The organism is Streptomyces capillispiralis (assembly GCF_007829875.1).
Lineage (GTDB): Bacteria > Actinomycetota > Actinomycetes > Streptomycetales > Streptomycetaceae > Streptomyces > Streptomyces capillispiralis.
This window is the reverse complement of the sequence record NZ_VIWV01000001.1, coordinates 2047593-2062219: the sequence shown is the minus strand read 5'-3', so window position 1 is coordinate 2062219 and position 14627 is coordinate 2047593. Positions and strand designations below refer to the sequence as shown.

Below are 14627 nucleotides of genomic sequence, written 5' to 3'. Positions count from 1 at the left end.
GTTCCGCGGACGGCGCGGTCCGGCCCGCCATCCCCCTCCTGTGGCGGTGCCCCACCCGTGAGCCGTCCCCCGTCGGACCCCGCGGGATCATCGGCGATCCCGTGGGGTCCGACCGGCAAGACGGGGTAGGCGAGATGCCAGGAGGTGAGCCCGCTGCCCCGGGGTGAACACTTTTGTCCTTGTCCGACCGCTTCCGGGTGCTTACGGGGTGTGACTCGGGCCACGCGGATTGGGCGTAACGCTCCCGGGAAGAACGCGATGACCTAAGAGGTGACAGCCGCGGAGGGAATACGGACGCCGTTCATGGCGCTGTGCATCCTCCCGGCACCCGCCCGCGCCGTCGGCCCACTTCCAAGCCGGCGGTCGGCTCCTGTCCACGGTGGACGGGGCCGGAAGCCGTTTTCCAACGTTCCGAGAGGTTGTTCGTGTCGGCCAGCACATCCCGTACGCTCCCGCCGGAGATCGCCGAGTCCGTCTCTGTCATGGCTCTCATTGAGCGGGGAAAGGCCGAGGGGCAGATCGCCGGCGATGACGTGCGTCGGGCCTTCGAAGCTGACCAGATTCCGGCCACTCAGTGGAAGAACGTACTGCGCAGCCTCAACCAGATCCTCGAGGAAGAGGGTGTGACGCTGATGGTCAGTGCCGCAGAGCCCAAGCGCACCCGAAAGAGCGTCGCAGCGAAGAGTCCCGCCAAGCGCACCGCCACCAAGACGGTCGCGGCCAAGACGGCGACCACCCGGAAGGCCACCGCCACCGCCACGCCGGCGTCCGCCGCGGACCCCGCCGGCGAGGAGGAGGCGCCCGCCAGGAAGGCGGCCGCCAAGAAGACCACCGCCAAGAAGGCGGCGCCCGCGAAGAAGGCCACGGCCAAGAAGACCGCCGCCAAGAAGACCACGGCGAAGAAGGACGACGCCGAGCTGGTCGACGAGGAGGTCCTCGAGGAGACCAAGGCCGCGGAGGAGCCCGAGGGCGCCGAGAACGCCGGCTTCGTGCTGTCCGACGAGGACGAGGACGACGCGCCCGCGCAGCAGGTCGCCGCCGCCGGCGCCACCGCGGACCCGGTCAAGGACTACCTCAAGCAGATCGGCAAGGTCCCCCTGCTCAACGCCGAGCAGGAGGTCGAGCTCGCCAAGCGCATCGAGGCGGGCCTGTTCGCCGAGGACAAGCTGGCCAACTCCGACAAGCTGGCGCCGAAGCTCAAGCGCGAGCTGGAGATCATCGCGGAGGACGGGCGCCGCGCCAAGAACCACCTGCTGGAGGCCAACCTCCGTCTCGTGGTCTCCCTGGCCAAGCGCTACACCGGCCGCGGCATGCTCTTCCTGGACCTCATCCAGGAGGGCAACCTCGGTCTGATCCGCGCGGTGGAGAAGTTCGACTACACCAAGGGTTACAAGTTCTCCACGTACGCCACCTGGTGGATCCGTCAGGCGATCACCCGCGCCATGGCCGACCAGGCGCGCACCATCCGTATCCCGGTGCACATGGTCGAGGTCATCAACAAGCTCGCGCGCGTGCAGCGCCAGATGCTCCAGGACCTGGGCCGCGAGCCCACCCCGGAGGAGCTGGCCAAGGAACTCGACATGACCCCGGAGAAGGTCATCGAGGTCCAGAAGTACGGCCGCGAGCCCATCTCCCTGCACACCCCGCTGGGCGAGGACGGCGACAGCGAGTTCGGTGACCTCATCGAGGACTCCGAGGCGGTCGTCCCGGCCGACGCGGTCAGCTTCACGCTGCTGCAGGAGCAGCTGCACTCCGTCCTCGACACCCTGTCCGAGCGCGAGGCGGGCGTCGTCTCCATGCGCTTCGGTCTCACCGACGGTCAGCCGAAGACCCTCGACGAGATCGGCAAGGTGTACGGCGTCACGCGCGAGCGCATCCGCCAGATCGAGTCCAAGACGATGTCGAAGCTGCGCCACCCGTCCCGCTCCCAGGTGCTGCGCGACTACCTCGACTAGTCGGGATCGCCGCGACCGGCCGTCGCGGCGCCCCGGCCCCCAAGGCCCGGTTCCCCTCGTCGGGAGCCGGGTCTTTCGCGTGGGTGCGCGGGTGCGGGCCCGGGCGGGCTCGCTCACTCTGGGTGTTTCAGGATCACCCCAGTGTGAGGAGCGCGCATGCGACGTCTTCTTGTCCGGGCGCTGGCCCGGCCGCTGGCCCTCGCGGCCGCCGGGACCGTCATACCGCTGGCCTCGGCTCTTCCCGCGGCCGCCGACAGCATCGTCGTCGGCGGGTCCCCCGTCGATGTGTCGGACAGTCCGTGGACGGTGGCCCTCGCCAGCCGTGACCGGTTCGGCGGTACGCGGGCGGGACAGTTCTGCGGGGGTGTGGCGGTCGGCCGGACCACCGTGCTCACCGCGGCCCACTGCATGGACGAGGAGGTGCTGGGGGCACCGCCGGACCACGTGCACGACCTCAGGGTGATCACCGGGCGCACGGAACTGCTCTCGGAACGCGGCCAGGAGGTCGCCGTGCGTGACGTGTGGGTGAACCCGGGCTACGACAGCGCCACCAACGCCGGTGACTTCGCCGTGCTCACCCTGGCCGAGCCGCTCCCCTCGAGTTCGGTCATAGCCATGGCGGGGACGGGGGACCCCGCCTACCGGGCGGGAACGGCCGCCACGGTCTACGGGTGGGGGGACACCACGGGGTCCGGTGCCTACGCCGGAAGTCTCCACGCGGCGCGCGTACGGGTGCAGCCCGACGGGGTGTGCGAGAGCGCCTACCCGGGGGGCTCCGACGGCACCTACCGTGCCGAGACGATGCTGTGCGCGGGGGAGGTGGCAGGGGGGCGCGACGCCTGTCAGGGGGACAGCGGGGGGCCGCTGGTGGCCCAGGGGCGGCTCATAGGGCTCGTGTCGTGGGGGGCGGGGTGCGGCTGGGCGGGCAGTCCAGGGGTGTACACGCGCGTCTCCGCGGTCCTGCGGACCCTCGGGTGGCCGCAGGCCTGAAAGGGGTCAGAAGCGCGGCTCAGGGGTTCCGGTCCGGCAGCGGAGCCGGGGACCGGCCCGCGGCCCGGGGTCGGTCAGGGGCTCCAGGCACCGCCCCGCGGATCGCCCCCGTGTCGGAACGAGGGGTCTCCAGGGTGGGTGTGCGAGTCGGCCCGGAGGACGTGGGCCGCCGTGGAGTGGTCGGGCCGACCCGGTGTGCTCGGGCCGATCGGAGCGCTCGGGCCCGATCCGGAGGTCCCGGGGCCGGTCCCGGGGCCCGTCCGGGTACGAAGAGAGGGCGGCTGCCCCTGCTTCGGAGGCAGCCGCCCGTTCGCCGGCCTGTGCCGGGCTGCTCGTCGTCGGACGCGAGGTGTCAGCGCTCTTCTTCGGAAGCGGTCGCCGGAGGGGCGGTCAGCCGCTCCGTCTCGTCCTGTATCTCAGCGGCGATCTTCTTGAGTTCCGGCTCGAACTTGCGGCCGTGGTGGGCGCAGAAGAGCAGTTCTCCGCCGCTCAGCAGGACGACGCGCAGGTATGCCTGGGCGCCGCAGCGGTCGCAGCGATCGGCGGCCGTCAGCGGGCTCGCGGGGGTCAGAACAGTAGTCACGTCGCCTCTTCTCTAGCTCGACGAGCTGTCGTACCAGGGTCAACATCCAACCAGCCCCAAAACGTTCCCGCTCGTGGCTTCTCCTCGAAAAAATCTTTCCGAAGTGGGTGGCTGTTGCCGGTTGGCGGCGAATGTGCCGTAGTGCGTTTCTCTGTGTCGTACGGATTCGCGTCGTATCGGTGGTCGGCCCTCCCGGCTGGGTTGCCGGTTGTTCATGAGGACGTGCCCGGAGCCTAAATGGTTCATGCCTGGAAGGGAACGTGATGTGTGCTTCACTCCATCGAGGGATCGAACAGGCATACGACTCTCGTCTAGGGTGGGCGCAGACGAGGGTGGCGTTACAACGGCTCTACCAGGCCTCGGTACCCTCTCACCGGTGACTGAAGCCGCGCCCTTACCCATGAGGGCCCCATTCGAAATTCAGCGAGGAGCGAACCGCGTGACCGCCGAGACGTCCGTGCCGTCCACAGCGCTGCTGGCAGGAGCAGACCGGGACGGTTCCAACTACACCGCGCGGCACCTGCTCGTCCTCGAGGGGCTCGAGGCCGTGCGGAAGCGCCCCGGTATGTACATCGGATCGACCGACAGCCGCGGTCTGATGCACTGCCTCTGGGAGATCATCGACAACTCCGTCGACGAGGCCCTCGGTGGCTACTGCGACCACATCGACGTGGTCCTCCACGACGACGGCTCGGTGGAGGTCCGGGACAACGGCCGGGGCATCCCGGTCGACGTCGAGCCCAAGACCGGTCTCTCCGGTGTCGAGGTCGTCATGACCAAGCTGCACGCCGGCGGCAAGTTCGGCGGCGGCTCCTACGCCGCCTCCGGCGGTCTGCACGGCGTCGGTGCCTCCGTCGTCAACGCGCTCTCCGCGCGGCTGGACGTCGAGGTCGACCGGGGCGGGCACACCCACGCCATCAGCTTCCGGCGCGGTGTCCCCGGCGCCTTCGCCGCCCTGGGGCCGGACGCGAAGTTCGAGGCCGGGAGCGGGCTGCGCAGGACCAAGAAGATCCCCAAGACCCGCAGCGGCACGCGCGTGCGCTACTGGGCCGACCGCCAGATCTTCCTCAAGGACGCCAAGCTCGCCCTGGAGACGCTGCACCAGCGCGCCCGCCAGACCGCGTTCCTGGTGCCCGGCCTGACCATCGTCGTCCGTGACGAGTTCGGGCTCGGCGAGGGCGGCAGCAAGGGCGAGGAGTCCTTCCGCTTCGACGGCGGCATCAGCGAGTTCTGCGAGTTCCTGGCCACCGACAGGCCCGTCTGCGACACCCTCCGCTTCACTGGTCAGGGCACCTTCAAGGAGACGGTCCCCGTGCTCGACGAGCACGGCCAGATGACGCCCACCGAGGTCACCCGCGAGCTCGGTGTCGACGTCGCGATGCGCTGGGGCACGGGTTACGACACCACGCTCCGGTCGTTCGTCAACATCATCGCCACCCCCAAGGGCGGCACCCATGTCGCCGGTTTCGAGCAGGCCGTCGCCAAGACGATGAACGAGGTGCTGCGCGCCAAGAAGATGCTGCGCGTGGCCGAGGACGACATCGTCAAGGACGACGCCCTGGAGGGCCTCACCGCGGTGGTCACGGTCCGCCTGGCCGAGCCCCAGTTCGAGGGGCAGACCAAGGAGGTCCTCGGCACCTCGGCGGCCCGCCGCATCGTGAACAACGTGATCGCCAAGGAGCTCAAGGCGTTCCTGACCTCCACCAAGCGCGACGCCGCCCAGCAGGCGCGCGTCGTCATGGAGAAGGCTGTCGCCGCGGCCCGCACCCGCATCGCGGCCCGCCAGCACAAGGACGCGCAGCGCCGCAAGACGGCCCTGGAGTCCTCCTCGCTGCCGGCCAAGCTCGCCGACTGCCGCAGTGACGACGTCGACCGCAGCGAGCTGTTCATCGTCGAGGGCGACTCCGCGCTCGGCACGGCCAAGCTCGCGCGGAACTCGGAGTTCCAGGCGCTCCTGCCGATCCGCGGAAAGATCCTCAACGTCCAGAAGTCGTCCGTGACGGACATGCTGAAGAACGCCGAGTGCGGTGCGATCATCCAGGTCATAGGGGCCGGATCGGGCCGGACCTTCGACATCGACACGGCGCGCTACGGCAAGATCATCATGATGACCGACGCCGACGTCGACGGCTCGCACATCCGCACGCTGCTGCTGACGCTGTTCCACCGCTACATGCGCCCCATGGTGGAGGCCGGCCGGGTGTTCGCGGCGGTGCCCCCGCTGCACAGGATCGAGATCGTCCAGCCCAAGAAGGGGCAGGACAAGTACGTCTACACGTACTCGGACCGGGAACTGCGCGACAAGCTCATGGAATTCCAGAGCAAGGGCGTCCGCTACAAGGACTCGATCCAGCGCTACAAGGGTCTCGGCGAGATGGACGCCGACCAGCTGGCCGAGACCACCATGGACCCCCGTCACCGCACCCTGCGCCGGATCAACCTCACCGATCTGGAGGCCGCCGAGCAGGTCTTCGACCTCCTCATGGGCAACGACGTCGCCCCGCGCAAGGAGTTCATCTCCAGCTCCGCGGCGACGCTCGACCGGTCGCGCATCGACGCGTAACGGCTCCGCCGGACGCGCTCGGGTGGGCTCGGGCGGGAGCGAGTCACCTGATGGGGTGAAGCGGAACGGGAAGAAGAGTCAGAGATCTTCCCGTTCTGTCCATCCTTGGGCATGCAGCCAAGCAACTCGGGGGACGTGAGGTACGACGATCCCTGGTACGACGCCCTGGCCTCGGGCTGGGGCGAGCAGGCCGGGGCGGGGGTGCCGCCGCCGCGCCGCGAGCCGGGTGCCGCGCGGAGCGCCGACGTCTACCTCGAAGTCCAGCGCAGCGCGGCCTTCCAGGAGGTGCGCAGCCGGTACCGGCGCTTCGTGGTCCCGGCGGTCGTGGTCTTCCTCGCCTGGTACGTGGCGTACGTCGTCACCGCCACGACCGCGCCGGACCTGATGGCACGGCCCGTCGCGGGCGCCGTGAACCTGGGGATGCTGGCGGGGCTCGGCCAGTTCCTGACCACCTTCCTGTTCACCTGGGCCTACGTACGGCACGCGCGGCTGCGCAGGGACCGGGCGGCGCTGGAACTGCGCTGGGACACCCAGGAGCTGGCGCGGGAGCGGGGCGGTGCCTCATGACGGCCGATCACCAGACGTCGGCCCTGCTGCTGTTCAGCGCGTTCGTCGCGGTCACGCTGGGCATCACGACCTGGGTGAGCCGCCACCGGCAGGGTTCGGCGGAGGAGTTCTACGCGGGCGGCCGGCTCTTCTCGCCGATGGAGAATGGTTTTGCCATCGCGGGCGACTACATGTCGGCCGCGTCCTTCCTCGGCATCTCCGGACTCATCGCGCTCGTCGGCTACGACGGGATGCTCTACTCGGTCGGCTTCCTCGTGGCCTGGCTGGTGGTCCTGTTCCTGGTCGCCGAACTGGTGCGCAACTGCGGTCGGTTCACCCTCGCCGACGTGGTCGCGGCCCGTATGCGGGAGCGGCCGGTGCGCATCGCGGCCGGGACCTCGTCGGTCACCGTGTCCGTCCTGTACCTGGTGGCGCAGATGGTGGGCGCGGGCAGCCTGGTCGCGCTGCTGCTCGGCGGCACCGGCGAGGCCGCGCGGGCATGGACCGTCATCGGCGTCGGCGCGCTCATGGTGATCTACGTGTCGCTGGGAGGGATGCGCGCCACCACGTGGATCCAGATCGTCAAGGCGGTCCTGCTGCTCGGCGGCACCGTCGCGCTGACCGTCCTCGTCCTGCTGCGGTTCCACGGTGACATCAACCGCCTGCTGCACACGGCGGCCGAGCGCAGCGGCCACGGGGAGGCGTTCCTCGCACCCGGTCTCGCCTACGGCGGGGACTGGACCGCGCGCCTCGACTTCATCAGCCTCGGTCTCGCGCTGGTGCTCGGCACGGCCGGGCTGCCGCACATCCTGTCCCGCTTCTACACCGTCCCCACCGCCCGCGCGGCACGGCGTTCGGTCGTCTGGGCGATCGGCCTCATCGGGGGCTTCTACCTGATGACGATCGTGCTCGGCTTCGGTGCGGCCGCCCTCATCGGACCGGACGCCATACGCGCCTCCGACCGGTCCGGGAACACGGCGGTGCCCCTGCTGGCACTCGACCTCGGCGGCGGCGCCGGCTCCACGGGCGGAACGGTCCTGTTCGCGGTCGTCGCCGCCGTCGCCTTCGCCACGATCCTCGCCGTGGTCGCCGGGATCACGCTCGCCTCCTCCGCGTCCGTCGCACACGACCTGTACGCCTCCCTGCGGCGCCGAAGCGGTCGAGGACCGCGCAGCGAGGTGGCCGTGGCCCGGGTCGCCGCCGTCGGCATCGGCCTGCTCGCGATCGCCCTCGGGCTGCTGGCCCGCGATCTCAACGTCGCGTTCCTCGTGGGCCTCGCCTTCGCGGTGGCCGCCTCCGCCAACCTCCCCGTGCTGCTCTACTCCCTGTTCTGGCGGGGCTTCACCACGCGCGGTGCCGTGTGGGCCGTCTACGGGGGCCTGGTCCCGGCCGTGGTGCTGGTGCTGCTGTCACCCGTCGTGTCGGGCAGCCCCGCGTCCCTCTTCCCCGGCGCCGACTTCCAGGTCTTCCCGCTGCAGAACCCGGGGCTGGTCTCCATTCCGCTGGGCTTCGCCGCGGGCTGGCTCGGCACGGTCACCTCGACCGAGGTGCCCGACGAGGCCCGGCACGCGGAGGCCGAGGTGCGCTCACTGACCGGCGCGGGGGCCGTGTAGCGGCCGGCGGAGACGGCCGGCGCCGTCCTCCGTATCCGGGGAGGGCACGGCATCCAAGGAGGGCGGGCACGGTCCGCCCCCGCTTTCACGGGCCGTGTCCCCAGGCGCGGGTCGCCCACAGCCCTTGCTTTCACGGGCCGTGTCCTCAGGCGCGGGTCGCCCACACGTAACGGTGTTCCGGGCGGCCCGCGTCGCCGTACTTCAGGGTCAGCCTGGCCCGTCCCGTGCGCTCCAGCAGCTTCAGATAGCGCTGTGCGGTCTGGCGGCTCACCCCCGTGCGTTCGGCGATCTCCTGGGCCGACAGCGGCCCGTCGGCGCTGATCAGGGACTGCCGTACGAGTTCGGCGGTGGTGGGGGAGTGGCCCTTGGGCAGCTGGGGCTCGGCCGACGCCGACAGCACACCGAAGAGCCGGTCCACCTCAGCCTGTTCCGCCTCGCCGCCGCCGTCGAGGGAGCGCCGCAGTTCCGCGTACGCCTCCAGCTTGACGCGCAGTCCGGCGAAGGCGAACGGCTTGACCAGGTACTGCAGGGCGCCGTGGCGCATCGCCGCCTGGACGGTGGACACGTCACGCGCGGCCGTCACCATGATCACGTCGGTCTGGTGGCCGCGCCGGCGCATCTCCTGGACCACCTCCAGGCCCGTCTCGTCGGGCAGGTAGTGGTCCATGAGCACGAGATCCAGCCGGGGCAGTGTCTCCAGGCAGCCGAGTGCCTCGGCCGCGTTGTGCGCCTCCCCGGCGACATGGAAGCCGGGCACCTTCTCGACGTACGCGGCGTTGACCCGCGCGACCCGGACGTCGTCGTCCACGACCAGGACCTCGATCATCGCGACTCCTCCTTGACGGTCCTGGGCTCCTCGTCGGCGGCCGGCGCCGTGGACGCCCCGGCGAGCGCGGGCCGCTCGCCGGGCTCGGTCAGGGCCTCGGGCAGGACCACGGTGAACTCCGCGCCGCCGCCGTCCGCCTCGCCCACCGACGCGCTGCCCCCCTGCCGCTCGGCCAGCCTGCGCACCAGGGGCAGCCCGATCCCCCGCTCGCGGTGGGCCGGCGGCTCCTTGGTGGACCAGCCCTCGGCGAAGATCAACTCGCGCTGCCCGGGCGGAATTCCGGGGCCCGTGTCGCGCACCACCAGCACCGCCGCGCGGCCGTCGGCGCGCAGTTCGACCTCCACGCGCGCGTGCGGCGTCCCGGCCACGGCGTCCAGGGCGTTGTCCACCAGGTTGCCGACGATGGTGACGAGCCCCCGGGGGTCGATCAGCCGGTCCGGGAGCCGCGTGCGGTCCGACACCCACAGCGCCCCCCCGCGCTCGGCGGCCACCGTCGCCTTGCCCACCAGGAGCGCCGCCAGCAACGGGTCCCGGATCTTCTCGGTGACCTGCTCCGACGTCGCCCGGTGATCCCCCACGACCTCGCCGACGAACTCCACCGCGTCGTCGTACATCTCGAGTTCCAGCAGCCCCAGCAGGGTGTGCATGCGGTTCGCGTGTTCGTGGTCCTGGGCGCGCAGGGCGTCGATCAGGCCGCGGGTGGAGTCCAGTTCCCGGCCGAGCCGGTCCAGCTCCGTACGGTCGCGCAGGGTCGCCACGGCGCCGCCGTCGCCGGTCGGCATGCGGTTGGCGACCAGGACGCGCGGACCGCGGACGGTGAGCAGATCGGTGCCGGTCACCCGGCCCGCCAGCACATCGGAGGTGCGTCCCGCGCCGAGCGCCTCGTCGGGGGAGCGGCCGACGGTCTCCTCACCGATGCCCAGCAGGCGCTGCGCCTCGTCGTTGAGCAGGCGGATGCGGCCGCCGCGGTCCAAGGCGACGACGCCCTCCCTGATGCCGTGCAGCATGGCCTCACGCTCCGAGAGCAGGGCCGCGATGTCCGAGAAGGCCAGGTCGCGGGTCTGCCGGTGCACCCGCCGTGAGATGAGCCAGGCCGCGAGCGCCCCGACGGCCAGGGCGCCGCCCGCGTACGCGAACAGCCCCGGGATGGCGTGGATCAGCCGGGCCCGGACACTGTCGTAGGCGATGCCGACCGACACCGCCCCGACGATCTCGCCGTCCTCGTCGCGCAGCGGCACCTTGCCCCGCGCGGAGCGTCCCAGGGTGCCCTCGTCGATCTCCATGACGTCGCGTCCGGCCAGCGCCTCGCCGGGGTCGGTCGACACCGTGCCGCCGATGCGCCCCGGGTCGGTGTGGGACCAGCGCACGCCCCGCTTGTCCAGCACCACGACGTACTCGGCACCGGTGGCCTTCCGAATCCGTTCCGCGTTCCGCTGCACCGGTCCGTCCGGGGACGGCGCCGTGCCGCGCAGGTCGTCCGCGATCTGCGGCTGCTGGGCGGTGGTCTGCGCGATCGCGAGGGCGCGGCGCATCGCCTGGTCGTCCAGCTGGTCGCCGAGCGGCGCGAGGAACAGTCCGGTGGCGAGCACGGCGACTCCCGCGGCGATCGCCAACTGCATCAGCAGGACCTGCGAGAACACCCGCCGCGGCAGGCCGAGGCGCAGGCGGCGTGCGGGGGCAGTGGGGCTCATACCCAAGACGGTACGTGGGCGGGCGCGGGACGCCGTAGGGGTGTGGCGCGGATCTCCCGGGGACCCGCCTCCGCGCGCGCGGGGAGCGGCCGGCACGGGGCGCGGCCTGGCGGCCTGTGCCGGCCGGGGAGCCCCGTTCACGAGCACGCCCCGCGCGGGGCTCCGCCGCCGCGGCACTGGCCGGCTGTCGGCGTCGACGCCGTCAGCCGGCCAGTGCCGCCGCGGTCAGCTCGTGGACCGCCGCCACGTCCATCCGCGCGGGTGAGCCGAGCACCGACCCGCAGCTCTCCGGGCGGGGCGGAAGGGACGCGCCCTGGGCGACCTCAACCAGCCACCGGCGCCCGTCCGTGTGGGCGACGGTCACCTCCCAGTGGGGCGCCGCGCCGTCCGTCCGTACGACGCTCAGGGCCTCCGCGGCGTACTCGCCCACCGCGCGGCGGACGGCCAGCTCGGCCGCCTGACCGGGCCGCTCCCACGCCGACCTGCCGCGGCACCCCTCGAGGACGATCCGGCCCTCCTGTGCACGGTGCAGCACCTCCTTGACGAGGTGCGCCTCCGCCCTGCCGTAGGCGTAGCCGTACGGCAGGACGAGCACCGTGGGGGAGAAGCGGTGACCGCCCAGGTGGGTGACCTCCCAGACGCCCTGGACGCCGGAGGCGGCCAGCTCGGCCGCCAGGGGCCGGCCGAGGAGCGCGCAGCAGCGGTCGCGCTTGCCGTTGGTGCAGACGAGGGCGAGCGGGTCGCCCTCGTAGGGCCGCCCGCCGAGCACCGCGTCGAACGAGGCGACCTCGCCCCGGCCGAGGGCGGCGACATCGAGGTCGAGCAGCCGTTCGGGTTCCGTGGTGGTGGCGGCGTGCAGCCACACGTTCCCCGGGCCGGTGTGGGCCACGAACACCTGTCGTGCGGCGGGCACCCGGCAGTCCGCGTGGCGCCCGGGACGGCGTATGAGGGCGACACGCACCCCGGTGCCCTTCGCGGCCGCTTCCAGGGCGCGGCCCAGCGCGGGGTCGAGATGGCTCGAGGTGAGCGCCTTGGCACCCCAGGGGCCGGGCTGCTCCAGCAGCAGCCAGGTCCTCGCGGTGGCCGCGGTGCCCGCGACCGGCTCGTCGAGCGCGCGGGAGACGGTTGAGCACGTACTCACAGAGGTGAGCCTAACCTGACTTGCTCAGGAGTGACCTGTCGGGCCGTCCGTGTCTCCTCCGGGCAGTGGCCGCGGCGGCTTCGGTCCCACGTACTGGCCGCTGGGGCGCATGCGCAGCGGGCGCTCGCCGTACTCCTCCAGCGCGTGGGCGATCCACCCGGCCGTACGGGCGACGGCGAAGATCGTCTCGCCCGCCGAGGCCGGCATCCCGGAGGAGGCGGTGAAGACGGCGAGCGCCAGGTCGACGTTGGCGTGCAGGGGGGTGTGGCGGGCGGCGGTGGCCGTCAGGTCGCGGGCGGCGGCCAGGGCGGGGGCGGCGCGCGGGATGTCCTCCAAGAGGGCGAAGAGGGCACGCGCGCGCGGGTCCTCACCGGCGTAGACGCGGTGGCCGAGGCCCGGGATGCGGTGGCCGGCCCGCAGTTCGTCGGCGATCACGGGGGCCGCTTCCCCCTGGTCGAGCACCTCCAGCAGCAGCCTGTGCGCGAGCCCGCTGGCCGCACCGTGCAGCGGGCCCTCCAGCACGCCCAGCCCCGCCGAGACGGCCGCGTAGGCGTGCGCGCGGGCGGACGCGGCGACGCGGACGGCGAGGGTGGAGGCGGCGAGGTCGTGGTCGACCAGGAGCGCGAGGGCCGTGTCCAGGACGCGCAGCCGTGCCTCGTCGGCCTCCCGGCCGGTGAGCCGGGCCCAGAGCCGGTGGGACAGCGGGCCGGAGTCCCGGTGGCCGGGCAGCACCGCCGGGAGGGCGGCGACCAGGGTGGGGATGAGCGAACGGGCCGTGCCGAGCACGGCCTCCTCCGACAGGTCGAAGCGCAGCGGGTCGGCGGTCGCCGCGGCGATGGCCGCGACCCGCAGGCGGTCGGTCGGCGTGGCGTGTTCGGGCAGGGCATCGACGGCGCGCCGGGCCACGGCGACGGACGACTCGGGCGCGACGAACGCGGCACTGGGACGGAGCCGGCCCGTCCACAGCCACTCGGCGACCTCCTCGTAGGTGTGCCGGGCGGCGAGTTCGACGGCGTCGACGCCCCGGAAGTAGTACCGGTCGCCGTCGATCAGGGTGAGGCGGGTCCGCACGGACTCGCCGCCCGGGCCGTCCCCACCGCCGGCGCTCTCGCGTCTGTTGCGCCGCGCGAGCGCCGCCACCTCACCCGCGTCGAAGGTGCTGCCGCGGCCGCCGGGGGCCCGGCGGCTGCTGAGCTGGCCACGGCTCACGTACGCGTACACGGTCTCCGGCTTCACGCCGAGCAGTTCGGCGGCCTCCTTGGTGCTCAGGCGCCGGTCCGTGTCGACGGGAGAGGGGTCTTGATCGCGCATGGCCGTCACGGTATCCGTCCTGCCTCACATGGATTGACATATTGATTCAATCAATGTTGACACCTTTCAATCAACAGTGGACAGTCGAATCAAGTGCGAGGAGGAAGTCATGTCTGTCAATGAGGCTGTAGCGCCACGCGTCGAGGTACCGCGGGGACTGGCGGGGGTCGTCGTCACCGACACCCGTATCGGTGACGTCCGGGGCGACGAGGGCTTCTACCACTACCGCCAGTACTCGGCCGTCGATCTCGCCCGGTCGCGTGGCTTCGAGGACGTATGGCACCTGCTGGTCCACGGGGAGCTGCCGGACGCACGGCGCGCCGCGGCGTTCGCCGCCGGGACCGCCGCGCTGCGGACGCTGCCCGACGAGGTGCGGGCGGCGCTGCCCGCCATCGCGGCGGCGGGCGGCCGCTCGGGCCCCCTCGCCGGACTGCGGACGGCACTGTCCCTGCTCGGCGCGGCGAAAGGGTTCCGGCCGGTGTACGACATCGACGCCGGCCGGCGCAGGCAGGACACGCTGGAGGCGACCGCGGCCGTACCGACACTGCTCACCGCTCTGTACCGGCTGGGCAGGGGGCTGGAGCCGGTGGAGCCGCGCGAGGACCTGTCGTACGCGGCGAACTACCTGTACATGGTGACGGGGACGGAGCCGGACGCGGAGCGGGTGCGGGCGATCGAGCAGTACTTGATCTCCACCATTGACCACGGCTTCAACGCGTCCACCTTCACTGCGCGGGTCATCGCGTCGACGGGCGCGGACGTGGCGGCCTGCCTGGCCGGGGCGGTGGCCGCGCTGTCGGGTCCGCTCCACGGCGGGGCCCCGAGCCGGGCACTGGACACGCTGGAGGCGATCGGGAAGCCGGAGCGCATCGACTCCTGGGTCCGGGAACACGTCCTCGCGGGTGAGCGCATCATGGGCTTCGGCCACGCGGTCTACCGCACCGAGGATCCCCGGTCGCGGATGCTGCGAGAGGTGGCCCAGCGGTTCGGCGGGCCACGGGTCGACTTCGCCGTGGAGGTCGAACGCCATGTGGAGGCGATCCTGGCGGAGCTGAAGCCGGGCCGGGCGCTGCACACCAACGTGGAGTACTACGCCGGCGTCGTCATGGAGCTCTGCGACGTACCGCGCGAGATGTTCACACCGACGTTCGCGGCGGCCCGCGCGGTGGGGTGGAGCGCCAACATCCTGGAGCAGGCGGAGGACTCGAAGATCATCAGGCCGGCGGCGCGGTACGTGGGCGAGGGCGCGCCGGTGGCGGTGCCGGACGTCGCCTGAACACCGCGAAGGCCCCGTGGACGATCCCCCGGTCGCCTCTTCGGAGCCCTCCATGATCCTCCCGGACGTGACGACGGCACGGTGTGAGGCCACCCTCACGAGTGACAGGAGAGCGGCCCAGTCCATGGAGTC

11 protein-coding genes are annotated in these 14627 nt (G+C 72.0%); 6 read left to right on the top strand and 5 right to left on the bottom strand.

All coding sequences use genetic code 11. The annotated features are described in order from the left end of the window. Window positions 1-425 precede the first annotated feature (425 nt). A complete protein-coding gene (locus FHX78_RS08295) occupies window positions 426-1955 on the top strand; it encodes an RNA polymerase sigma factor (protein WP_145866807.1) in 1530 nt (509 codons plus the stop codon). A gap of 156 nt (window positions 1956-2111) precedes the next feature. Beyond that, window positions 2112-2945 carry a S1 family peptidase gene (locus tag FHX78_RS08290; RefSeq protein WP_145866806.1) on the top strand — a complete coding sequence of 278 codons (834 nt, stop codon included), beginning with the start codon at window positions 2112-2114 and terminating at the stop codon, window positions 2943-2945. Between the two features lie 352 nt (window positions 2946-3297). Here FHX78_RS08290 and FHX78_RS08285 read toward each other — a convergent pair whose 3' ends face one another. After that, the gene (locus FHX78_RS08285) at window positions 3298-3528 is read right to left on the bottom strand and encodes a DUF7455 domain-containing protein (protein WP_142192716.1); all 231 of its coding nucleotides are present in this window, start codon (window positions 3526-3528) and stop codon (window positions 3298-3300) included. A 439-nt stretch (window positions 3529-3967) separates the two neighbouring features. On the opposite strand from FHX78_RS08285, the gene FHX78_RS08280 reads away from it, so the two are divergent. The 3 genes from FHX78_RS08280 (at window position 3968) to FHX78_RS08270 (ending at window position 8250) form a co-directional block, all read left to right on the top strand. Then, the gene (locus tag FHX78_RS08280) at window positions 3968-6091 is read left to right on the top strand and encodes a DNA gyrase/topoisomerase IV subunit B (protein WP_145866805.1); all 2124 of its coding nucleotides are present in this window, start codon (window positions 3968-3970) and stop codon (window positions 6089-6091) included. 111 nt (window positions 6092-6202) lie between these two features. Then, window positions 6203-6658: a DUF485 domain-containing protein gene (locus tag FHX78_RS08275; protein WP_145866804.1), complete on the top strand. Its 456-nt coding sequence runs from the start codon at window positions 6203-6205 to the stop codon at window positions 6656-6658. Further along, a complete protein-coding gene (locus FHX78_RS08270; protein ID WP_145866803.1) occupies window positions 6655-8250 on the top strand; it encodes a solute symporter family protein in 1596 nt (531 codons plus the stop codon). Before FHX78_RS08275 ends, FHX78_RS08270 begins: the two co-directional genes overlap by 4 nt. Before the next feature lie 145 nt (window positions 8251-8395). On the opposite strand, the gene FHX78_RS08265 is transcribed toward FHX78_RS08270, so the two are convergent. From FHX78_RS08265 to FHX78_RS08250, 4 genes are all read right to left on the bottom strand, one after another. Then, window positions 8396-9076 (bottom strand): response regulator, encoded by a 681-nt coding sequence (locus FHX78_RS08265; protein WP_145866802.1) that lies wholly within the window; start codon window positions 9074-9076, stop codon window positions 8396-8398. Continuing rightward, the gene (locus tag FHX78_RS08260) at window positions 9073-10767 is read right to left on the bottom strand and encodes a sensor histidine kinase (protein ID WP_145866801.1); all 1695 of its coding nucleotides are present in this window, start codon (window positions 10765-10767) and stop codon (window positions 9073-9075) included. Before FHX78_RS08260 ends, FHX78_RS08265 begins: the two co-directional genes overlap by 4 nt. Window positions 10768-10969: 202 nt before the next feature. Beyond that, complete coding sequence (locus tag FHX78_RS08255; RefSeq protein ID WP_145866800.1) at window positions 10970-11908, bottom strand: sucrase ferredoxin; 939 nt, start codon at window positions 11906-11908, stop codon at window positions 10970-10972. A gap of 24 nt (window positions 11909-11932) precedes the next feature. Next, complete coding sequence (locus FHX78_RS08250; RefSeq protein WP_145866799.1) at window positions 11933-13219, bottom strand: citrate synthase; 1287 nt, start codon at window positions 13217-13219, stop codon at window positions 11933-11935. 109 nt (window positions 13220-13328) lie between these two features. Between FHX78_RS08250 and FHX78_RS08245 the strand changes: the two genes are divergently transcribed. Further along, the gene (locus FHX78_RS08245; protein WP_145866798.1) at window positions 13329-14495 is read left to right on the top strand and encodes a citrate synthase; all 1167 of its coding nucleotides are present in this window, start codon (window positions 13329-13331) and stop codon (window positions 14493-14495) included. Window positions 14496-14627 lie beyond the last annotated feature (132 nt).

What these genes read in the sequence shown, in the direction of transcription:
- FHX78_RS08290 (WP_145866806.1), top strand. Translation starts at nt 2,112, where the DNA reads ATGCGACGTCTTCTTGTCCGGGCGCTGGCCCGGCCGCTGGCCCTCGCG.
- FHX78_RS08275 (WP_145866804.1), top strand. Translation starts at nt 6,203, where the DNA reads ATGCAGCCAAGCAACTCGGGGGACGTGAGGTACGACGATCCCTGGTAC.
- FHX78_RS08270 (WP_145866803.1), top strand. Translation starts at nt 6,655, where the DNA reads ATGACGGCCGATCACCAGACGTCGGCCCTGCTGCTGTTCAGCGCGTTC.
- FHX78_RS08265 (WP_145866802.1), bottom strand. Translation starts at nt 9,076, where the DNA reads ATGATCGAGGTCCTGGTCGTGGACGACGACGTCCGGGTCGCGCGGGTC.
- FHX78_RS08260 (WP_145866801.1), bottom strand. Translation starts at nt 10,767, where the DNA reads ATGAGCCCCACTGCCCCCGCACGCCGCCTGCGCCTCGGCCTGCCGCGG.
- FHX78_RS08250 (WP_145866799.1), bottom strand. Translation starts at nt 13,219, where the DNA reads ATGCGCGATCAAGACCCCTCTCCCGTCGACACGGACCGGCGCCTGAGC.
- FHX78_RS08245 (WP_145866798.1), top strand. Translation starts at nt 13,329, where the DNA reads ATGTCTGTCAATGAGGCTGTAGCGCCACGCGTCGAGGTACCGCGGGGA.